At 41.9% G+C, this 20,845-nt stretch carries 16 protein-coding genes; 11 read left to right on the top strand and 5 right to left on the bottom strand.

Annotated elements, in window-relative coordinates; genetic code table 11:
* Nucleotides 1-73: 73 nt before the first annotated feature.
* Nucleotides 74-400: a hypothetical protein gene (locus LAY57_RS14995; RefSeq protein WP_249067585.1), complete on the bottom strand. Its 327-nt coding sequence runs from the start codon at nt 398-400 to the stop codon at nt 74-76.
* Nucleotides 390-617, bottom strand: coding sequence for a hypothetical protein (locus LAY57_RS15000; protein ID WP_249067586.1), 228 nt, complete (start codon nt 615-617; stop codon nt 390-392). The genes LAY57_RS14995 and LAY57_RS15000 overlap by 11 nt, the downstream gene beginning before the upstream one ends.
* 265 nt (nt 618-882) lie before the next feature.
* Between LAY57_RS15000 and LAY57_RS15005 the strand changes: the two genes are divergently transcribed.
* From LAY57_RS15005 to LAY57_RS15020, 4 genes are all read left to right on the top strand, one after another.
* The gene (locus LAY57_RS15005; protein ID WP_249067587.1) at nt 883-2,679 is read left to right on the top strand and encodes a bifunctional 3'-5' exonuclease/DNA polymerase; all 1,797 of its coding nucleotides are present in this window, start codon (nt 883-885) and stop codon (nt 2,677-2,679) included.
* Nucleotides 2,680-2,916: 237 nt separating this feature from the next.
* Nucleotides 2,917-4,206, top strand: a complete 1,290-nt coding sequence (locus tag LAY57_RS15010) for a P-loop NTPase fold protein (protein ID WP_249067588.1) — start codon at nt 2,917-2,919, stop codon at nt 4,204-4,206.
* A 2-nt stretch (nt 4,207-4,208) separates the two neighbouring features.
* Entirely contained in the window at nt 4,209-5,567 is a 1,359-nt protein-coding gene (locus tag LAY57_RS15015) for a tetratricopeptide repeat protein (protein ID WP_249067589.1), read from the top strand.
* 17 nt (nt 5,568-5,584) lie between these two features.
* Nucleotides 5,585-9,175, top strand: coding sequence for a WD40 domain-containing protein (locus tag LAY57_RS15020; RefSeq protein WP_249067590.1), 3,591 nt, complete (start codon nt 5,585-5,587; stop codon nt 9,173-9,175).
* Between the two features lie 53 nt (nt 9,176-9,228).
* Here the strand turns inward: LAY57_RS15020 and LAY57_RS15025 are convergent, their stop codons facing one another.
* Nucleotides 9,229-10,797 carry an AAA family ATPase gene (locus tag LAY57_RS15025; protein WP_249067591.1) on the bottom strand — a complete coding sequence of 523 codons (1,569 nt, stop codon included), beginning with the start codon at nt 10,795-10,797 and terminating at the stop codon, nt 9,229-9,231.
* A 289-nt stretch (nt 10,798-11,086) separates the two neighbouring features.
* Between LAY57_RS15025 and LAY57_RS15030 the strand changes: the two genes are divergently transcribed.
* The 5 genes from LAY57_RS15030 (at nt 11,087) to LAY57_RS15050 (ending at nt 15,653) form a co-directional block, all read left to right on the top strand.
* Nucleotides 11,087-11,824 (top strand): hypothetical protein, encoded by a 738-nt coding sequence (locus LAY57_RS15030; protein ID WP_249067592.1) that lies wholly within the window; start codon nt 11,087-11,089, stop codon nt 11,822-11,824.
* 222 nt (nt 11,825-12,046) lie between these two features.
* Complete coding sequence (locus tag LAY57_RS15035; RefSeq protein WP_249067593.1) at nt 12,047-12,478, top strand: aminoacyl-histidine dipeptidase; 432 nt, start codon at nt 12,047-12,049, stop codon at nt 12,476-12,478.
* Between the two features lie 182 nt (nt 12,479-12,660).
* Nucleotides 12,661-12,993: a hypothetical protein gene (locus tag LAY57_RS15040; RefSeq protein ID WP_249067594.1), complete on the top strand. Its 333-nt coding sequence runs from the start codon at nt 12,661-12,663 to the stop codon at nt 12,991-12,993.
* A gap of 543 nt (nt 12,994-13,536) precedes the next feature.
* Nucleotides 13,537-14,238 (top strand): class I SAM-dependent methyltransferase, encoded by a 702-nt coding sequence (locus LAY57_RS15045; protein WP_249067595.1) that lies wholly within the window; start codon nt 13,537-13,539, stop codon nt 14,236-14,238.
* A 68-nt stretch (nt 14,239-14,306) separates the two neighbouring features.
* Complete coding sequence (locus LAY57_RS15050) at nt 14,307-15,653, top strand: DUF6884 domain-containing protein (RefSeq protein WP_249067596.1); 1,347 nt, start codon at nt 14,307-14,309, stop codon at nt 15,651-15,653.
* Between the two features lies 1 nt (nt 15,654).
* Here LAY57_RS15050 and LAY57_RS15055 read toward each other — a convergent pair whose 3' ends face one another.
* Both LAY57_RS15055 and LAY57_RS15060 read right to left on the bottom strand, forming a co-directional pair.
* Nucleotides 15,655-16,542, bottom strand: coding sequence for a hypothetical protein (locus tag LAY57_RS15055; RefSeq protein ID WP_249067597.1), 888 nt, complete (start codon nt 16,540-16,542; stop codon nt 15,655-15,657).
* A gap of 31 nt (nt 16,543-16,573) precedes the next feature.
* Nucleotides 16,574-18,184: a hypothetical protein gene (locus LAY57_RS15060; protein WP_249067598.1), complete on the bottom strand. Its 1,611-nt coding sequence runs from the start codon at nt 18,182-18,184 to the stop codon at nt 16,574-16,576.
* A 739-nt stretch (nt 18,185-18,923) separates the two neighbouring features.
* On the opposite strand from LAY57_RS15060, the gene LAY57_RS15065 reads away from it, so the two are divergent.
* Together LAY57_RS15065 and LAY57_RS15070 are read left to right on the top strand one after the other, a co-directional pair.
* Nucleotides 18,924-19,688, top strand: a complete 765-nt coding sequence (locus tag LAY57_RS15065; protein ID WP_249067599.1) for a ParA family protein — start codon at nt 18,924-18,926, stop codon at nt 19,686-19,688.
* Complete coding sequence (locus tag LAY57_RS15070; protein ID WP_249067600.1) at nt 19,681-20,604, top strand: ParB/RepB/Spo0J family partition protein; 924 nt, start codon at nt 19,681-19,683, stop codon at nt 20,602-20,604. The genes LAY57_RS15065 and LAY57_RS15070 overlap by 8 nt, the downstream gene beginning before the upstream one ends.
* The last annotated feature ends 241 nt before the right edge of the window (nt 20,605-20,845 follow it).

Here is a 20,845-nt window from a genome sequence, read left to right on the forward strand (position 1 = left end):
GATGGGGTGCTGCCGACAGTCCCAGATGAAACAGGAAGTTTTTGTTAATGAATGTTAGCAAAAATCGAACGGCTTAATGCTTAATCGCCTCACGTTGAGAATAAATTTCTTCCAAAAGCAGGTCGCGGAGTTCGTCAGTAATATCATCGGGAGGATTGCCAGCCAGCGCCCGTCCAATCAGACGTTCTGCATCACGAAGTTCACTACACTCGATCGCAAGCACTGCTGCACTGCGATGTAAAACCGAGCGAGTTGGTTCTAAGTCAAATCGATCGGCAACTAGATCCGCTGCCGCCCGTTCTTTGGTAAAAGCAGCCCTAGAGAGCGCGATAACCGTCTCAGCATCTAGCTTGAACTTAAAACCCAGAAGTGGGGGGCTGCTTCCGGCACTAAATACCATTCTCATCCAGATAGGCTTTAATCCCCGCTTCCAGATCCTGAAACGCCTCTTCCATGCTGGGATAGCTGTCTTTGCCTTCATAAACGGTTCCGCCCCAATCGTATGCCCGAACAAAGGACGAAATTACCTCATGCTCCCCAATTTCAATCCAGCCAATTTCTTCAACAAATCGATGGATGGTTGGGTATTGTTTTTCAAAGGTTTTAGATTTTGGCATTGGTCTTTACTAATTCGAGCGCCTTCCAAAATTTTATAGGCTTTGGGCAATCGCTTCGGTAGCATTCTGGTTCTTGGTTCTCCAGCCCTTCCCACTTCATATTAATGAATTTTAAAAAGCCAGCTTTTCAAGGATAATCAAATTTTGGCTTAATGCCTAACAAAATCATAATTTAATACATACAAATAATAAAAATATCAATCTTAGCCGCTAACGCGAATTATTAATATAGTTTGATTTAAAACAACAAAATCTTAGCATTTATATGACTACTTTCCCACATAGCATCCCAATACCCGTGGTGGAATACGAGCTAATTACCAACCCTTCGAGACTATCTGAAGTCCTGCTACCTCTACTGAAAGCTCGCGTTCTCGCCATAGACACGGAAACCACCGGGTTAGACCCACTGAGCGATCGCATTCGACTCATCCAAATAGCAATCCCCAAACATCCAGTAGTAATTATCGACTTAGCTGCTATTTCAATCCACAAACTTTCCCCTTTGAAACAACTTTTAAATAATAATGCTGTCAAAGTATTTCAGAATGGTAAGTTCGACTGGCAGGTATTAGAAATAGCCGGATTAAGACCAAAAGGGCCATTTTTTGATGTCATGTTAGCCAGTCAAGTTCTGCGATCGGGCCTTAAAAAAGACCACGATCTAAAATCTTTGGCTCTGGAATTTTTAGGCATTAAACTTGATAAAAGCCTACAATCGAGTAACTTTGCAGGAAAACTTTCAACTTCTCAATTAGAATATGCAGCTTTGGATGCTTTTATCCTGCTGAAACTGAGAGCGCGGCTAATTTCTAAATTGCGAAATGCCAGGTTACTAGAAACTGCCAAAATGGAATTTGCAGCGATGCCTGCTGTTGCTGAAATGGAATTAAATGGAATGCTACTGGATGTACAAGAGTGGCATTTACTCAGTGAAGAACTAAACCAAAAAAAGCAAACAACACTGGCAGAATTAGTAAAAGCTGGTCTAAAACCAGCCCCTAGCGCACAACTTTCCCTATTTCCAGAGATAACGGAAACTATCAACCCCCGCTCGTCAACACAAGTTTTAAACGCTCTTCACGCCCTTAATATTCCCATTCAATCAACCAGCAAAAGCGAACTTATTCCTCTTGCTCGTCAATACCCAATTATCCAGTTGTTGCTAAATTATCGGAAATTAGCATCTTTGTGTTCCAACTTTGCTGAAGCATTACCGAAACACATTCATCCGATAACTGGAAGAATTCACCCCAGCTATCGACAATGCGGTGCGCGTTCAGGACGCTTCAGTTGCAAAAAGCCAAACCTACAAAACGTTCCCAGAAATTGTACGGCTAAGGGAATGCGTACTTGCTTTATTTCCGCTCCAGGTTATCAAATTATCAAAGCTGATTACAGCCAAATCGAGCTAAGGATTGTCGCTGAAATATCTGGCGATCGGCGAATGCTTGATGCCTACTCTAAAGGTGAAGATTTGCATACTTTAACGGCATCTTTGATTACGGGTAAAACATTAGAGGAGGTAACTTCAGAAGATAGACGCATTGCTAAATCAGTTAATTTCGGATTAATTTACGGCATGGGTGCTGCCAAATTGCAAGCTTATGCTGAGGAAAAGTATGATGTCCTTTTGACTTTCGAGGAAGCTAAACAATTCAGAATACGATTCTTTCAAGCTTATTCTGGAGTTAAAAGATGGCACGAGAGAATTAGGAGAACGGTGTATGTAAAAGATATCAAGCAAATCCGTACAATTGGCGGACGCAGAAGACGGTGGTCTAAGAAACCCAGGCTTTCCGAGTTGCTAAATCACCCGGTTCAAGGAACTTCGGCTGATATGTTGAAAGTTGCGATCGCTCGTCTGTTCAAAGTGCTACCAAAAACTGGAGCTAAGTTAATCGGTGTGGTACATGATGAAATTTTGTTAGAGTGTCCGCAAACAACTTTAAAAAGAACCAGCCACATTCTAAAAAAAGTCATGGTGGAAGCAGGGGAGTTGTATTTGCAGCAAGTTCCAGTTGAAGTAGAGGTAACTATTTCTTCGTCGTGGGCAAGTTGAAAGCATCTATTGAGGCTATGCTGGGTAGTGTGGATGGAAGTTCGACTTTCATTACCGTGGATCTAAGAAAGCTAGCTGATGTTCTTGCCCGTCACTCGCTACAGATAATCTTTTCTAAATTAAGGCTTTCCGATAGGCAGCTGCTCAAAGGGTACCCTATTTTTCCGGATTGCTAGAGTGACCAATGTATAAGGCAGAAAGGAAAGTGCTGTAACAAAGTAACAAAGGACACCGGATGTGCCACTAGATGTAAAGAAGTTCTACCAGGTCTGCAATCCAAGCCCTCTTGACTTGAGGAATGCTCAAGAACGTAAGTACTATATCGATTTTTCCTCTGTACGCGGTGGCAATATTATCAAGGAGTTGATGCGAACCATCGACCTCTCACCGAATATGGCAACTTGCCAATTGTTTACAGGACACATCGGCTGTGGCAAATCTACGGAGTTGCAACAACTCAAGGTTGACCTAGAGAAGGAGAACTTTCACGTAGTTTACGTTGAATCCGGCCAAGTTTTGGAAACGGGGGACGTTGATGTTACCGATATCATGCTGGCGATCGCACAGTCAGTGAGTGAAAGTCTGGAAGCGATTGAAATTAAGCTGAGGACAGGATACTTTGTTAATCTGTTTCGCGAAATAGCAGGGATTCTGCAAACACCCATTGAAATCGGCGATGTAGAGTTTTCTGTAGGCATTGCCAAGATTACTGCTCAAACTAAAGATAGCCCTAAGCTTCGCAATCAGTTAAGAGCCTGTTTGGAACCGCGCACGAAAGATATTATTGAGGCGATTAACCACGATATGCTGGCATTGGCTCAGGAAAAACTCAAGGGGATTGGCAAAATAGGACTGGTAGTAATTGTCGATGGTCTTGACAAATTAACTAACGTGCAGACACAAGTAGGTAGCCTCCTGCCAGAATATCTATTCGTAGACAGGGGCGAACAGTTAAATCGCCTGAATTGCCATGTCGTCTATACTATTCCGCTCGGGTTGATTTTTTCTAAGTCTTTGCAAAGACTGACAAATATCTTTGGCGCACACCCCAAGGTATTGCCGATGGTGCCGGTGCAACTCAGACAAGGCGGTGACTGCCCAGAAGGAATGGCGCTGTTGCAACAGATGGTAATGGCGAGAGCTTTTCCTGATGCCAATTCGGTGCAGCGGCTCGATTTAATATCCCAGGTTTTTGATAGTCCTGCAACTTTAGAGCGACTGTGCCGCGTCAGTGGTGGTCATGTGCGGAATTTGCTGATGCTGATCCGCAAGTGTATTGAGGACAAAGATCCACCGCTTTCCCACAATTGCATCGAGAAAGCGATCCGGGCAAGCTGGAATCAGTTAAACGGCACAATTAACGAGGATGAGTGGGATTTACTGCGTCAAGTGAGGAAAACAAAAACCATAGCAGGACTAGAACAATACCAAACTCTCGTGCGTAATTTGTTTGTGTTTGAATATCAAGATGATGATGGGTCTTGGTTTGATGTCAATCCGATTTTGCTAGGAGGGAGAACGTTTTAGTTATGGCTAATTTATCAGAGATGGAAATTAACCAGCCTTCGTTGCAGGCTTTGATCAAAGCCATTAAGCTTTCTCAAGGGCAATTTCAACTGAGGTTGCTGCGGTGCAACTATAAGGATTTGCGCGATCGCATAATCCAACAACTGCGAGAGCAATTTCCTATTGAGATTCGAGAGCTTGTCTTGCCTAAAACTGTCAAAAGTCTCTACGCAACCATCCAAGCAAACCTGAGAGATGGGCAGACACAAGCCTTGATCGTATCTGGTTTAGAATCAGCTCTCGACCTTGATGCCGTTCTGGCTTCTAGTAACAATATACGGGAAGAGTTTCGTAATTTTCGATTTCCGCTGCTGGTTTGGGTTAATAATGACCTGTTGCGAAAGTTTTACCGCTTAGTGCCAGATTTTACGAATTGGGCAACAATAACTGACTTTACTCTTACTCCTGATGAAGTGGAGAAATTGCTCAAACGAAAGGATAAGCAATTATTTGATATCAATTTAAGTGTTAATCCAGAAGATCGCTCAGAACTAGAAGCCGCTAGGCAAGATTTGCTCGAATCTGGAAAAACATTAGTACCCAATTTAGAAGCTAGTCTGGAATTTGGTTTGGGTTTATGTGCTTTGGAGAATAACCAAATAGATGGTGCCTTAGCCCATTACAATAAAAGCTTGTCTTTTTGGAAGTATAATAATAATTTTGAACGGCAAGTAATTTTGCGGCTTAATATAGCTAAATGCTATGAGCTTCAGGCAGAACAAAACCGAGCGAAAAAAGAGCTTTATTTAAAAAAAGCCATTGACAATCTTCAACAATGCCTTGATTTATTCAACGAAGCGCGACGTACAGATTTAGTTGCTGAGCATATTGGTAAACTCGGCGAAGTTTGGCGACGCTTACAAAAATGGAACAAGTTACAGGCTCTTGCTGAAGAAGCCTTGAAATTGCATCAAGATTTTCGTTATTCGAGACAACTAGCTCAAGATTATGGCTTTTTGGCAGAGGTTGCTTTAAAGAAGGAATCTTGGAAAGAAGCAAAGGAATATGCTGAAAAAGCAATTTCAATTAATGATATAAAACCGACTAAACAGGCTTTATATCAATTTCTTTTAGCTAATTCACAATTTCATTTAGGTGAATTTGATAAAGCTGTAAGCAACTTAGAGAGTGCCAGAGATAAAAGCGAACCTCACTCCGATCCACTGCTTTACATTGACATTTTAGAGAAGTTGCGAGCGCTCCGTTTTGAACAAGGGGAATATCGCGAAGCTTTTCGGATTAAGCAAGAAAAAATAACAATTGAACATCAGTATGGTTTTCGAGCTTTCATTGGGGCATCTGCGCTACCTTGTAGAAAATAAAGGGTAAATTCCAAGAAATGACAATTCCAGGTCGCGAACAAGAAGTTAACGAGTTAATCCAAAGAATTCGCAGTACAGAGCATAACCTGATTGTAATTCACGGTCAGTCAGGAGTCGGCAAAACTTCGATTTTAAATGCGGGGTTAATGCCTGTACTGCAACAGCAAGTAATTGGTCACTTAGAAACCTTACCAATCATGTTGCGAGTTTATCAAAATTGGGTAGGGGACTTGGGGAATAATTTGCAAAACGCTGTTAGGAAAGTTAGACCCAATAACTTACCTGGAACTCTTAATTCATTATATGCTATTAGCAAACAGTTGCAAAAAAATACAAAACTTAACCTGATGACTGTTTTAATTTTTGACCAGATTGAAGAATTTTTGTTCTCTAAAAATAGAAAGGATAGAAACCTGTTTTATAAGTTTTTGAACTATTGTCTACGAATTCCTTTTGTCAAAGTAATTTTGTCGTTGCGCGAAGATTATTTGCATTATTTATTGGAAGTAGAACGTCTCAAAAATTTAACCACAATTAGAACCAGGATTTTTGACCCTAATATTCGCTATTATGTGGGTAATTTTTCACGAGAAAATGCTCGATCGGTTTTGCAGAGTTTGACAGACAGATCGCAGTTTTTTTTGGAGTATAATTTAATTAATAGATTGGTGGAAGATTTAGCTCGCGACGGGGAAGTACGCCCCATTGAGTTGCAAATATTAGGAGCGCAATTACAAACAGAAAACATTCAAACTTTAGATAAATATCTTCAGTCTGGCAATCTTACAAACCTGAGAAAGAGATTTCTAGAAGAAGCCGTCACAGATTGCGGTACTCCTAATGAAAATGCTGCTCGACTGGTTTTATATCTACTTACAGATGAAAATCAAAAACGTCCTCTGAAAACTCGTGTTGAATTAGCAACGGATTTGACAACAGCAAATTTTGAATCAGAAGTCGATCAACTGGATTTTGTTTTAGAGGTTTTAGTGGGTTCAGGGCTTGTTATTGAGTTAAATATTTCCGAAGATTATACTAAGCGCTATCAACTGGTTCATGACTATCTAGTTCTTTTCATCCGTCAGTCGCAACAAGCACAAGACTTAGAAAAACGGAGAAAAGAGAGGCAAAAACTACAAGAAGCTGAGGAAAAGTTAAAGCGATCGCTACAATGGCAACGGAACTTGGCAATTTGGGGAGGCTCCGTGATGGCTATTCTGGCAGTTATAGCAGTAATATTTGGTGGGCAAGCAAATTATCAAAGAGAACAAGCACAAATTCAAAGAGAACAAGCACAAATTCAAAGGAAAAAAGCAGAAAGAAACCAGATCTATGCTACTAGCAAAACTTCAGAAGCCCTTTTTGCCTCAAATCAAAGATTTGACGCACTCAAAGAAAGCATTAAAGCAGGAAAAGAACTGAAGAAACTGCCTTTGGCACAAAACGACCGTGAACTTCGCACTCAAGTTCAAACGTCATTACAGCAACCAGTTTACTGGTTAGTAGAACGCAATCGCTTGGAGACACGCCAGGGTTTGGGTTTGATCTGGGGTGTTACTTTCTCACATAATGGTGAGAGGATTGCCTCAGCTAGTTTTGACAAAACTGTAAATATTTGGCAGCGCGATGGTAAACGGCTACAAACCCTCGAAGGGCATAAAGATAAAGTCTTGGGCGTCAGTTTCTCTCCTGACGATAGGAAAATTGCATCAGGTGATTTTGATGGGAGTGTGATACTTTGGAAACGGGGCGCTAATGGTGAATTTAGTTTCGAGACAAAACTTGTAGATAAAAAAGATAAAGCGCATGGGGAAGGGGTTTATGCTACGGCTTTCTCGCCAGACGGTCAGATAATTGCCACCGCTAGTCGGGACAAAACAGTAAAACTATGGAAGCGAGATGGCACTTGGATAAAAACTTTAGACAAACATACGGATGGTGTTAATAGTGTGGCTTTTTCACCCGATAGTCAGGTAATTGCCACCGCTAGTAGAGACAAAACGGTGAAACTTTGGACAAGGGAAGGGAATCTACTAAAAACTTTCGAGGCCCATAAAGATTACGTCTGGGCTGTAGTTTGGTCGCCAACAAATGGTAATTTAATAGCTACTGCTGGTCGGGATAACTTGGTAAAACTTTGGCAAGTAAATGTTTCAGAACTCAAAAAATGTCAGAGTAGCAACATAATTTTCAACTCTAGTTGCAGGTCAAGTGGTAAGATTACTTCTACCAGTAAAGACAAAATAGTGAAGCTTGATAAAGAGTTTCAGGGGCATCGGGATAGGGTTTTAGACGTGAATTTTAGTCCAGATGGCAAGATTATTGCCTCTGCCAGTCAAGACAAAACCGTGAAGCTTTGGAAGCTTGACGGCACGTTGCTAGCAAATCTCAGCGGGCATACTAATGGGGTTTATTCTGTAAGTTTCTCTCCCGACTGTCAAACCCTTGTCTCGTCAAGCGCTGACAACACCATGAAACTTTGGCAGCTTGATAGTAAAAGTGTTTCAGGTAACGGTAAAACCAGTTGTAGTGACAGTACCATGCACCGTGGGCAACTAGGAAGCGGTGTGCTAAGAATCCTCAATTCTCATCGCGATAGGGTTAACCAGGTAAGTTTCTCGCCCGATGGTAAAATAATTGCTACAGCCAGTCACGATAAAACGGTGAAACTCTGGAAACAGGACGGTACTTTGATACAGACTCTCAGCGGTCATACCGATCAAGTCTTTAGCGTAAATTTCTCACCCGATGGCGAAATGATTGCCTCAGCTGGCGCTGATAAAGATAAAACAGTGAAACTATGGACAAAAGAAGGCGATCAATTTAAGTTGTTCCAAACTCTTAAAGGAGCAAAAGATCAAATTTTGAGTGTGAGTTTCTCCCCTGACGGTAAGATGCTGGCTACGGGTAACAGGAAGAAAGATGTAAAAATTTGGCTGCGGAATGGCAAGGGTGAGTTTCTCCCACACCAAACCATAAAAGGTCATCGCGATTGGGTAAGGGGTGTAGCTTGGTCACCAAATAGTCGGATTCTTGCTTCGGCAAGTGATGACAACACAGTAAAGCTTTGGAAGCGGAACAGCAATGGCAAGTTTAGCTTATACAAAACCCTCGAAGGCCAGAATGGACATAAAAGTTGGGTTTATAGCGTTAGCTTCTCACCTGACGGGCAGCTAATTGCCACAACCAGTAATGACAAGACGGTAAAACTCTGGAAACAGGACGGCACTTACATCACAACTCTGACTGGGCATAACGATGAGGTTAATAGCGTTAGTTTCTCACACGATGGCAAAACGATCGCTACAGCCAGCGATGACAAGACAGTGAAACTTTGGAACCGCGATGGGACTTTGCTCAAAACGCTTACTGGGCATAGTGATGAAATATTAAGCGTGAGTTTTTCACCCGATGACAAGACTCTTGCCTTGGGCAGTGCTGACAAAACTGCGATTCTATGGGATTTGGAAAAGCTAAACAACCTAGACAAGTTAGATGCTCTACTGGACCGCGGTTGCAATTGGCTGCGGGATTATTTGAAGAATAACCCGAATGTGAGTCAGAGCGATCACACTCTCTGCGACAACCAAAACCCTCTGAGCAAATAAAAGCGTCTTTTTTCACCATTTTATACTGCAAGTTACAAAGGTACACCGTTCAACTAACCAAACAATTCCTGTAACGGGATAGAAAAACGCGATCGATCCTCTCCACTAGCCGAACGAGCATAAGTTGCTTGATTGCGAATCGCAAGAATCTGCTCCTCATCCCGCAGCATCGACGGCGTAAACTGATAACGCTGTTGCCGCAAATCCTGCAAAGTCACCTTCAATTCATCCGGCTGTTTCCCTTCTACCTGATGGCGATAGTAAATTTCCTCAGCACATTTTCTCACCGCATTGCCAATTTCCGCTGGCGTACAAAGCCTGTAATCCCGCAACAAAATCCTCCACTCATCATCCGTCCAAGGCAAAACAGAAGGATGACGAAACTCTGGAAAATATTTTTTCAAATGTAGATTAAAAATCTCGTACATCGCCCCTTCGTGAGGCAAATCGACAAAGAAAATATCATCGAATCGACGAATTAATTCCGGCGGTAACATCCCCAAACGGTTAACAGTCGCCACGATATAAATTGGGTATTGATGCTCCTGCATCCAAGTTAGTAGCTTCCCCGACAAACGCCTGGAAACCCCACCATCCGCGTTAGAATCCCACCCCGCAAAACCTTTATCAAAATCATCCCAATAGAGAATAGTAGGACTCAAAGCCTGAGTCAGTTCCAGCAGTTCGCGCAGAGCTAAATCCGGTCTGGGAGAACCGACTAGAGAACCCCAGTCAGCAGCTAACAGGGGTACTCCCATCTTCTTAGCCGCTAGTTTAGCACTCAAACTTTTCCCCGTCCCCGGCGGCCCCCAGAGGATCATACCTTTGGGAAACTTGAGTCCGTATTTCTCTGCTTCTGGACTCAACAAGGAAGCAACTTTTGAGAGCGACTCATCCAATAAGTCTAGACCACCTGCATCCGGTACATCCGGCTCGGCAATAAATTCCAGACCCCGCCCCCGCAGCTTATTAACCTTGTGGTCGAGTACCAAACGCGCTAGTTCCTCTAGTGTAGAAGTAAATGCTAGCGATCGCTCCAATACCAACTCGATTTCACCTTCAGGTAAACCCTGACAAGCTCGAACAAGTGCTGAAGTGTTGCCTTTACCTTCACATAAGAGGTTTTGAGTGCAAAAAGATGCTACCATCCTTTGCACTGTTTCGCGATCGGGCATGGGGGTAGTCAGCACTGGAATCAAAGGCTGCAAGTTCATCGGTAGCTGGATGTAGTTTTCCAGCATTACCCAGAACTGACGAGTGTTAGACCAAGATAAGTGATAATAAGCATTCGCTAATTGGAACAAACGAGCATCGCTAGATTCATCAAAATCTAATAATCCTTCAAGCAGGTAAATTCCTTCCCCACCCTTTTCTAATAAAAATTGAGTTAGATTCGAGTTTGGTTGCAAGTCAGTATTTTGTAAAATGCACTTACCATCCTTAATAACAACTTCCTGCAAGCAGCTATAGCCAGAGTTCCAAAACAGCACTCGCATTTGCAGTTCTTGTCCCCATTGGTAAAACTGTGCCAATATCCTTGCTCGATCGGTCGTGTAATACTCCAGTCCGACAATCTTGATGCCTCTATTTGCCAAGCCCAGCCAATCATTGATAGTACGCATATAACGTCAGAAAACATTCACCCGCTACTATCTCGATTAACCCACTTTTAGTTATGTTTGCCATCAACCAACTGTCTAACAATAACTAACCTTGTTTCTAGTTCTTACGGATGATTATCCTATTTAAATAATCGACCGGGTTACCGATTTTATTAGATTAAGAAATTATCACTTACAATTAAATAATTTAATTGTAATAAAATAATCTAACAAATTGAATTGAATCATGTAATTTGATAGCGCCTAGCGGCGCAGATAGCCACGAAGTAGTTTAATTAAATCAAACTTCATGGCTACTACAACTGCTAAAAACGGCTCGCGTTCATCAAATGGGGCGAGTCAATCAAATGGCAAAAGCAATGGCACTGCTGCTAACTTGAAAACTGCGCCGACAGTCTCTCAACCAAATGGCAAAATCAATGGCGCTGCTGCTAACTTGAAAAGTCCGCCGACTATCTCCCAATCCAATGGAAACCGTCGCCCGACGACAAGTGTAGAAGAACAAGCAGATGCACTTTTAGCCCGCGTCCGAACTACTATCCTCAAAAAGTTTGGAGTCAAAATTCAGCTTCGAGAAAAACGCCTTCAAACCAAAATAGGTCATGCTACTAAAGAAAAAATTGGTTTGGATATTGCCGCGCAGTTGAAAAAAAACGGCAAGACAATGAATTGGCAACGTTGGAATAACGAAGTGTTTCCAGCCTTATTCGGACAACCGGATGCACTACGCCACGATGTCGAAGTCATTGCTCTTGTTATGGCAAAACTGTACGACGTTTTCGAGCTTAGCCCTCAAGAAGCGATTAAAGGTTTAGTCAAATTCAACCAAGAATCGCTTGCTAAGCGTAACAGCTATAACAAGCAAGATGAGTCTGATGATGAAGATGATTTTGACGATTTAGAAGATGATGAAGATGACGAAGAAGATCTGGATGAGGACAGCGAAGAAGACTCGGACATTGAGGAAGAAGATGATTCCGATGCTGAAGATGAAGAAGAAGAAGATGAAGAGGAAGACTTAGAATAATCTGCTGCGATCGTATTCGCTTTTTACCTTGTCTGATTTCCTATTGTAAATTACTCTGCTAAAAAACAGCAGAGTAATTTTTTTCTGCTGTCAGTCCCAGGATGAACTAAAGTAACGATATTTCTATCACAGTTAAGGAATAAATTTAATAACAAATTGAATTGAAAAAGCAGCGATCGCTGCTGTGGATGCGAATTAACCTGAATTAAGGAAAACTGCAAAATGATTGTAACTGAAAAAGCTCGCAAAACGAATACAGCTAACACTACCAATGCTCAGAAGACTCACGTTAAAGCGCTCGACAAGTGCATCAACTATAACGATAAACTGCGTTTGATGGTGCTGGAAGTTTTAAGGGAAGAATCAGGACGAGAGCTTGCCAATGAAGCTCGTTTTAACGGCGGCGAATTTGACTGGGAAGCGCACAACGGTCAGTTTCGTAAGGATTACAGCGAAACGCCTCTAAAAGAATTGATGCGTGCCGCACGCACCTTGTACGGATTGGCTGACATGAACGCAATTCGCGATCGCCGCGCCAAGCATCGAGGCATCCGCAGCGAACGGATTGCCCGGAGCGAAATTGGAGCCACATCAAAGTCGCAATATTTGGATAAGGATGCCGATGTTGATGATGAAATTGACGATTTAGAATAAGTTGCCCAAGCAACTAAAATTCAAAAATAGCTAATAACTATTTCCCCACTACCGTTATTTTTGGAGTGGGGAAGTTTTTTTTACCAATCTAACTATTAAATTGAATAACTAAAAGTTTAATTCCAAATGCAGCGATTGCTGCTGTGTCGATGAAAAGTAAAACCGAATTAAAGGTAATACCAATGGCTACTGCAACTGTAACTCGCAAGCAAACTGTAACCAAAGCGCTCGATCGGGTAATTTCAATCGACGAGAAACGGCGTTTGATGCTAATTGAAGTATTGCGAGAAGAAAGCGGACGCGAACTGGAAGCTCAAGCTCGTTTTAGCAATGGCGAAATTGAATTTGACTGGAAAGAACATAACTCTCAATTCCGAATTGATTACGCCGATGCTAGTCTGAAAGAACTTCTGGAATATGCCCGAAAATTGTATGGCTTAGCTGACATCGATGCAGTGCGCGAACGACGCGCCAAACACAAAGCCCAAATCCGCGCACGCCTCGAACGAAATTAACAAGCATTCTCCGCTCCTTCATAGGTCAACTTCACCTGGCTCAAAAAGTCAGGTGAATTTTTTACCCCCCACCCACCCCTCCATCGATCGGTATTTGATTCCCCTCAAATTTTATCGAGCGAATTGATACCGATTTTAGAGGGTAAAAAAAGCCCTACTTATTCCTCCTATTTCCTAGTTATTCCTATTTATCCCTACTTATTCCTATTATTTCCTTTTTATTCCTACTTTAGAGCCAAATTTTCAAACTTAATTGCGAATAATTCTCGCTTTTGGAGGGATTTTTTGCACATCCGCACCTACTGATTTTAGTCGCTATTCAGGAGCAAGCCATGTCAAACGTGCGTACAAAATCACAAGCTAGGAATTTATACTTATTTTAGGTTAGTTTGCACGGTATCTTCGTTTGTCAATATAAAATTGGATGCTTTCTAATCGCCGCCTCAATTGCTAGGTAGATAGAAAAGTTAGTAAAATCGCGTTGTCTCTGATGCGATCACAACACCCGCACCCAGCCAAACAGTTAACCAAATAAGATTCCTTATGACCATTGACCCCTTGAGCGATCGCAAAATCATCGATTCCTGGCACAAAAACGCACGTCCTTGGACGATCGCAGTTCGCCAAGGACAGATATCGAGTCGCAAGCTAGTCACCGATCGCGCGATCGTTGATGCTGTAGTTGAACGATGTCCTAAAAACGTTCTCGACCTCGGATGCGGCGAAGGTTGGCTGGCGCGTGCATTATCAGCAAAGGGGATCGAAGTTTTGGGAGTCGATGTTGTACCCGAATTAATCGAACAGGCGCGATCGGCGGTCGGTGGTCGATTCGAGTTACTATCTTATGAGGACATTGCCGCCGGGAAGCTAAACAAGAAATTTGATACAGTAGTCTCTAACTTCGCACTACTTGGGAATGAGTCAGTAGTGAGTTTGTTCGCCAAAATGCGATCGCTGCTCAACAAAAATGGATATTTTATCGTTCAAACCATTCATCCACTGATAGGCTGCGGTGAACACCGATACGAAGATGGATGGCGTTCTGGATCGTGGGACGGATTTAGCAGCGATTTTGAAGATCCTGCTCCTTGGTATTTTCGCACGATCGGATCGTGGGTTCGTTTGTATTCAGAACACGGCTTTATCCTCGATGAGATACGAGAACCGTTACATCCAGAAACGGGAAAGCCAACATCTGCCATATTTATTGGAAAATTAACAGCATCGGCTTTACTGTCTTCCTAGTAGTTCTTCGTTAAAAAATGGTGGTTATCACCACCAGCACGTTGAACCAAAAACGGAGAAAAATAGATATGCACTTGCCCAAATATTATGCAGTGCTGGGAAAGGGAGAATATTTAACTATTAATGGGAAAAGGCGGGGAATCTGGGAATACCTCGAACAACAACCATCAGGGTGGTTATGCTCTGTAGCAATAAACCGAACTATGATACCGAGAAATTTACCGATTTTTTGGGACTGCGGAGCGGTAAAATACAGGAATGCAGAAATACCAGTTTTAGGAAAAACGCTGGTAACACCAGCATGGGCAATTGCACAGTACAAAAAAAATTCACCTCATCCTGGCGATCTTATTGCCGCACCAGATCATATTTTAATCCCCGGTTCAAATCTGCGGTTTCGACGAAGATTCAACCTGCATAGTGCCAAAGAATTCTTAAATTTAGCGCGAGAAGTATTACAGCAATGTATTCCCATTGCTGTTACTCACGGAATCACAACACACGAAAAAATAGAAACAGCCCGTAATCTATACGAAATGGGATACCCTGCTATAGGTATCGGTGGCATGGCAATCAACGCCAGCGATATCAAAGGAAACATTGCATCTGTAGCAGCAATTCGAGATCGTTTGCCCAACTGCTATATCCACGTTTTCGGTTTATGTTCTCCAGCTTATGCAAAAGCCTGGTCTGAAATTGGTATCAATTCATTTGACGGTTCTAGCTACTTACTAGAAGCTTTTAAAGGCCGATTCTACAAAGCAAATGGAGGACAAATAACTAAGTATATAGCCGCTTTACCTGGCTCTAAAATTACCATTCCTCTTTGTTATTGTCGTCCGTGTATGCAAATGCGCCAGCATGGAATTGAAGCTAGAACCAGCGGTAATCGTTCTGTAAATTTAGCGAGGGTAGCACACAATTTGACTCAATTAATTTTAGCTCAAACCAACGCCATTGTAAATCGCAGAATTGGCTTAATTGCCTGCGTTAGCAAGAAAAGAAAGGAACCGTCACCAGCTTCAGAATTGTATATTTCTCAATGGTTTAAAGCGGCTAAGAAGTACATTTTGTCATTGGAAATAGACTATTTTATTCTTAGTGCCAAACACGGTATTCTCCATCCCACCCAGATGATAGAACCTTATGACCAGTCCCTATACCATCTATCAGCACCCGAACGCCGCCAATGGTCAGAAATGGTTGTCAAGCAGCTAATAGCGATCGCACCTCCACCAACTGAGTTTATTATCCTTGCTGGAAAGCGCTACAGAGAGGGCATTATAGAACCACTTCAGAAAGCTGGGTACAATATCACAATACCCCTTCAAGGTCTTGGAATTGGCAAGCAACTCCAATGGTTAGCTGCTAATACTCCCAGAGAAAAACAGCTTTCTCTATCACTTCTGTCTTAACTCAAGATTCAGATTTTTTCTTAGGGTTAAACACGGTTTCAATAGCGCGATCGACAATTTCTATCGCTTCTGACGGATAATTCGATATAGGAACTTTTCTGCCAGCTAAATTTGGTGGGTTAGTTCCGTATTTTTCTAAGTAATAGTCGTCTGCAAAACTCTGGATAAGCTGAATTTGTTGGGGATTAGATTTAAGATTCTTTTCCTTAATTCTTTCCGCTATCGTCCAATTTATTTTGCGTTTTGAGTTATCTTTTGAAGCAGTCTGCTTGAAAGCTGAATTACTATTTGAGCTACCATTGTTACTACCATTATCTGCTTGTAAAGATTCTGGAACACTATCGACATTATTCGTTAATAAGTTCGATTCTTCCAGGTTCTCTTGAAAGTAATTTAGCAGAACGGAAATAACAGAACGACGCCACTTCACTTGAACGCCACTCCAAGCATTTGTAGCTGATGTTGCTAGTAAAGAAATACCGTGTTCTTTACCAGCCTCAGTTAAACTCCAAGTTCTTTTTGCCTCATTTCGTTCTTGATATCCAAGTTCCACTAATGCTTTATTAACTCGATCTGGTTTGATACTTTTACCTAAGTTTTCTGTAATAATATTGGCTAGTTCTGTAACCGTCATTCCCTCTTCTATGGGAAAAGCGGCTCCAATTACGGACTTAGCAATTTCCGCCACTTCCTTTAGCTCTGGATACATAGCGGCTAAAGAGTTAAACTTGAATTGGGCGATCGCCACTTGATTTAACCCAGCATTTTCCAGCCAGCCAGATAGTTGGTCAATTGTAGAGATAGCAGTAGTAATCTGTTCGGGAGAAGGCATAAAGCTATCAGCAGTTTTTTTCAGATTACTCCCAATGGGTGTTTGCAGTCTAGCCATTTAGATTTAATGGCGAGACTGCAAACTAAGGTTAGATTTCTATGTCGTTAGGCTTGTCAAATTCTGCATAGTCTTCTGGTAGGATATCACTCTTCTCAGTTATTGCATCTAACCTCTGTGCTACCATTGACCAAAACTCAACGTCTTCAGATAAAATACCTCGCGCCAACACTAACTCTTCCCCGCGAACTCTTATTAATTCGCCTCTTCCAGAAGCAGTTAGAGAAGAAACTAAGATATTTTGTGACTCTGTGACCATTAAATCGTACAAGTCCCCAAGTCGAATGCAAGTATATTCATCATTTTCTTCCACCCGCTCTGGAAAATGGTTTAATACGTAATCAAAAGCTTTTTGTGCAATTGGAAGAATAGACTCAGCCATTTCTACTTGCTGAATATCCATTGCTGCTGAGGGAGTTGCATCGGTGCGGAAATCGTCTTCTAACAAATTAGAAGCAGCAGACACTAACGTTGTAAAAGATGTATCGGACTCCTGAGATTTTTCTTTGATAGCTGTACTCAATTTTTCAGCATTAGCGTAAGACAAAGCACTCTGCACTTCACCATCTAGAGTAACTCTTAACACGATGCGATCGCTTTCACTAGAAATCACCCTAATAGCTTCGCCATCTTCTAAAAATGCCGTCCAATCTTCTATGATATTGAGCTTCCCTTGCTTTAACTTTTGATTGTTATCCAATAAAATATCAACTAATAGAGTCTCCATTTCTAACCGATGCTGTTCTTCCAAGCTGGATAACTGTTCTTCTACTTGGACTTTAGAATTTACACCCTCGTTTTCAATTTCGTCACTTGAATCAATATGAGACTCTAGCAGATTCAATAATTGTCGTCTCAAATTAGAAGAAGTATTTAAAGCATCCAAGTTTGATTCCTCGCCTTCGCTATCCTCTTGTTTCGGCATTTGATTATCTAAAGATTCTTGCTGTGTAAAAAGCAAGTCTGTATCAAACTGCTCTACTTTATCGATTGGATAGCTTTCATTATCCAACTCTACCCAATTATCAATTAAAACTTGATTCTCATATAAACCATTGCGTTTTAGAGGAGTCAAACCCTTTTTATCTGAAATATGAACTTGACGTTCTCGATCTTTGTTTAAATCTATAAAATAGGCTGCGTTAGTTTTGAGTAAGCTAATCTGAGCGTAGGCATATCTCTCTCCAGCTAAGGACACTGCAAAATCAAGTGCAGCAATACAACCGTGATAGAAATCTTGAGTTTCGTTTGGACAAATACAGTCTTCTTCTATATCAGAATCTAAATTAGCTTCTGCGCCAATTGATTTGAGTTTAGCGATGTAGCTCTTAGACAATCTACGGATGAACGAGTTACGCTCGCTAATGGCTGGAGTGGAATTCGTATCTGCTTGATAAGAATTGGTTTCTATATCTATAAATTTTGCTATTTTAGCTTGTAATAGACTAAGCGCTCGCACTCCGTCTTCTTCATCTATTAGCTTAACTGCTCGGTCGAAGCCAACCAGCAATCCTTGGTAAAAATCTTGGCTTTCTCCTGCTATTGTTTGGTCAGTTGCTATTTTCTCGAAAAAGGCAAGTCCTATTTGTTTCAGTCTGAAAATATGGTCAGCGGAAAATCTCTGCATGATAGCTAAAGACATAAGCGTTCAGTTACCTTTAATAAGGCGTATCTCAATAACCAAAGCTATCACGTACTCATTTTGCCATCGGTACGTCTACCGGATTAACTGTGTTTAATCCGAACGATACAGAACAAAGCGGATACTTTCATTCTATTCTTGTTACCAAAAGCGCGATCGCCTAATTACCACCTGCTATTTGACCCTAACGAATCAAGAAAGGACAAATCTACCATGTTTTGGTTAAATTACCAAAATCCCTTCTAACCACCTGCTTGCTTCAGTTATCCTATCCTTTACTAACTTCATACCAGCTTTGTCATGTTTTGGTGAAATAATCTAGATAAAACTATAGCGGTTTCGGGTTCCGTGTAGTAAATCGCTATCCAGCCAATTCATCTGTGTTTATCTGTGTTCATCTGTGGTTCAAATAAAAAACTGTACTCTATCGAGGCGAGACACCGCTGTACAACTTGGGACGCTACAAAAAACAAGTGCAAACGGTATTACTGAAGACAATGCTGCTGCTTCTCCCCAAAAAAACTATACAATGACACAACTCTAAAAAATATAACGATCATCCTATAGAGGTATCGCGCAAATATGAGAGTATATCTATAGTTATTTTGAACAGTTAGAGTACAGTGATTCACGCCCAAAGTGAAACCATCCTCAATCTTCATTCAAGCGCAAATCAATTTCCAATCTCAACCGTAGCCTCCTTCACACAGAGTCGAACGGTGTGCAATAGGAGAAAAAAATGTCTAATACTAAGGTAATCTCGCTATTCAATCAAGCGGGTGGGGTGGGTAAAACGACAATTACGCTCAATCTGGGCTATCAGCTTTCTAAGCGCGGCAATAAGGTTCTTCTCATCGATATCGATCCCCAAGGTTCTCTCACACTCTTCATGGGGATTGACCCCGCTTCCTTAGAAAAAACTGTATTCGATGCCATCGTCAATGAAGAACCTCTATCCATCCTTAATAAAATTCACGGTATGGATTTGGCTCCCACCAACATTAACCTCAGTGCAGCCGAAATCCAACTGGTGAACATGGATTTTCGGGAAGTTCGCCTACTTGATGCGATCGCTCCCATTAAGGACAACTACGACTTCATCCTCATCGACTGTCCTCCCAGTTTAGGACTATTAAGTTATATCAGTTTAGTCGCCGCCACTCATGTCTTAGTCCCGATCGAAACCCATTACAAAGCCTTTGAGGGAACCAACTTGCTTTTACAAACCGTCGCGAGAATCAGGAAGAAAGGAAACCGTTCCTTACAAATAGCCGGGTTCGTTCCCTCTCGCTACGCCGCGACTAACTCCCAGGACAAACGCACGCTCAAAGCAATTCAAGAACAATTTGCTCCCGTCGCCCCGGTTTACAGCCCGATCCCCCGAATAACTGCTTTTGTAGATGCGTCAGAAAAACAAGTACCGCTTGCTGTGTACGAACCCAGGAATGCTGTCATTAGAATATTAGACCAGTTAGCTGCAAAAATGGAGAAACTCAATGCCTAATAAGAATGACCAACCATATAAAGGGAAAGCCAACTTGAACGTTTTATTTGGAGATGATGAGACGGATGAATCGTCGGAGAGGCTATTGAGTATTGACTCGATCGAACTTCCAGCTTCTCAGCCCCGTCGATACTTTGACGAGCGAGCAATGCAGTCTTTGGTTGAATCTATCAAAGCCGATGGCATCCTCCAACCTTTATTAGTTCGGCCTCTAAGTGATGGTAATTACGAGCTAATCGCAGGCGAAAGACGCTATAGAGCCGCTCTTGAAATTGGGTTGAAAGAAGTTCCCGTTACTATTCGGGAACTAACGGAACAGCAAGCATTACACATAGCCTTGGTTGAGAACCTGCAAAGGGAAGACCTCAATCCGGTAGAAGAAACCGAAGGGATTCTGGAACTGCTTTCCCATCACCTTGAATGCTCGACCGATGATGTCAGCAAGCTGCTTTACCGGATGCAAAACAATGTGCAGAGAACGAATGATAACGTTATCATTCAGCCGGAAGCGGAAACGGTTATTAAGGTTTTCGAGCGGTTAGGGAAGATGGGATGGGAGTCGTTCGTCAGCAATCGGCTTTCTCTTTTGAAGCTTCCAGAAGACATACTAGAGAAACTTCGAGAAGGAAAAATCGAGTATACGAAGGCAAGAGCGATCGCGAAGGTAAAAGATGAGTCAGCCATAAAAGAGTTACTTGAAGCTGCCATTGCCGAGAATCTTTCTTTAACTCAGATTAAAGAACGAATTGCAGCCCTCAAAACAGGTACGCCGTCAGAAAAACCTGAAGACGGTCTGAAAAATCAAATTAAAGAAGCTTTAACGAAAGCTAACAAATCAAAAGTTTGGAGCGACCCTAAAAAGCAGAAACGTCTCCAAAAAATCCTTACCGATCTGGAAGCTTTGTTGGCAACTTAGAGGACAAATATTCTACCGTACCCATACGAGTTGGAGACAGTAGAAAATTTAAGTCTTTGTGAAAAAATGCTCTATCAGCCAATAGGGCATTTTTTTCATCGATCTAGGTCACGGATTAGCAGTGAAATCGTGCAAGGGAACTATCACTTTAGAAAGAGAAGCTGTCTTAAAAATTCTAACTAGCGACAGCAATAAATAATAAATCATCTTTTCGGTAGACCTCACGGAATCTGAGCAGTTG

It is taken from the genome of Argonema antarcticum A004/B2, from assembly GCF_023333585.1.
In the GTDB taxonomy this organism is placed as follows: Bacteria; Cyanobacteriota; Cyanobacteriia; order Cyanobacteriales; family Aerosakkonemataceae; genus Argonema; species Argonema antarcticum.

Excerpts from the sequence above, each read along its gene's own strand:
- LAY57_RS14995 (WP_249067585.1), bottom strand. The coding sequence starts at position 400 with ATGGTATTTAGTGCCGGAAGCAGCCCCCCACTTCTGGGTTTTAAGTTC.
- LAY57_RS15000 (WP_249067586.1), bottom strand. The coding sequence starts at position 617 with ATGCCAAAATCTAAAACCTTTGAAAAACAATACCCAACCATCCATCGA.
- LAY57_RS15005 (WP_249067587.1), top strand. The coding sequence starts at position 883 with ATGACTACTTTCCCACATAGCATCCCAATACCCGTGGTGGAATACGAG.
- LAY57_RS15015 (WP_249067589.1), top strand. The coding sequence starts at position 4,209 with ATGGCTAATTTATCAGAGATGGAAATTAACCAGCCTTCGTTGCAGGCT.
- LAY57_RS15020 (WP_249067590.1), top strand. The coding sequence starts at position 5,585 with ATGACAATTCCAGGTCGCGAACAAGAAGTTAACGAGTTAATCCAAAGA.
- LAY57_RS15025 (WP_249067591.1), bottom strand. The coding sequence starts at position 10,797 with ATGCGTACTATCAATGATTGGCTGGGCTTGGCAAATAGAGGCATCAAG.
- LAY57_RS15030 (WP_249067592.1), top strand. The coding sequence starts at position 11,087 with ATGGCTACTACAACTGCTAAAAACGGCTCGCGTTCATCAAATGGGGCG.
- LAY57_RS15035 (WP_249067593.1), top strand. The coding sequence starts at position 12,047 with ATGATTGTAACTGAAAAAGCTCGCAAAACGAATACAGCTAACACTACC.
- LAY57_RS15040 (WP_249067594.1), top strand. The coding sequence starts at position 12,661 with ATGGCTACTGCAACTGTAACTCGCAAGCAAACTGTAACCAAAGCGCTC.
- LAY57_RS15045 (WP_249067595.1), top strand. The coding sequence starts at position 13,537 with ATGACCATTGACCCCTTGAGCGATCGCAAAATCATCGATTCCTGGCAC.
- LAY57_RS15050 (WP_249067596.1), top strand. The coding sequence starts at position 14,307 with ATGCACTTGCCCAAATATTATGCAGTGCTGGGAAAGGGAGAATATTTA.
- LAY57_RS15055 (WP_249067597.1), bottom strand. The coding sequence starts at position 16,542 with ATGGCTAGACTGCAAACACCCATTGGGAGTAATCTGAAAAAAACTGCT.
- LAY57_RS15060 (WP_249067598.1), bottom strand. The coding sequence starts at position 18,184 with ATGTCTTTAGCTATCATGCAGAGATTTTCCGCTGACCATATTTTCAGA.
- LAY57_RS15065 (WP_249067599.1), top strand. The coding sequence starts at position 18,924 with ATGTCTAATACTAAGGTAATCTCGCTATTCAATCAAGCGGGTGGGGTG.
- LAY57_RS15070 (WP_249067600.1), top strand. The coding sequence starts at position 19,681 with ATGCCTAATAAGAATGACCAACCATATAAAGGGAAAGCCAACTTGAAC.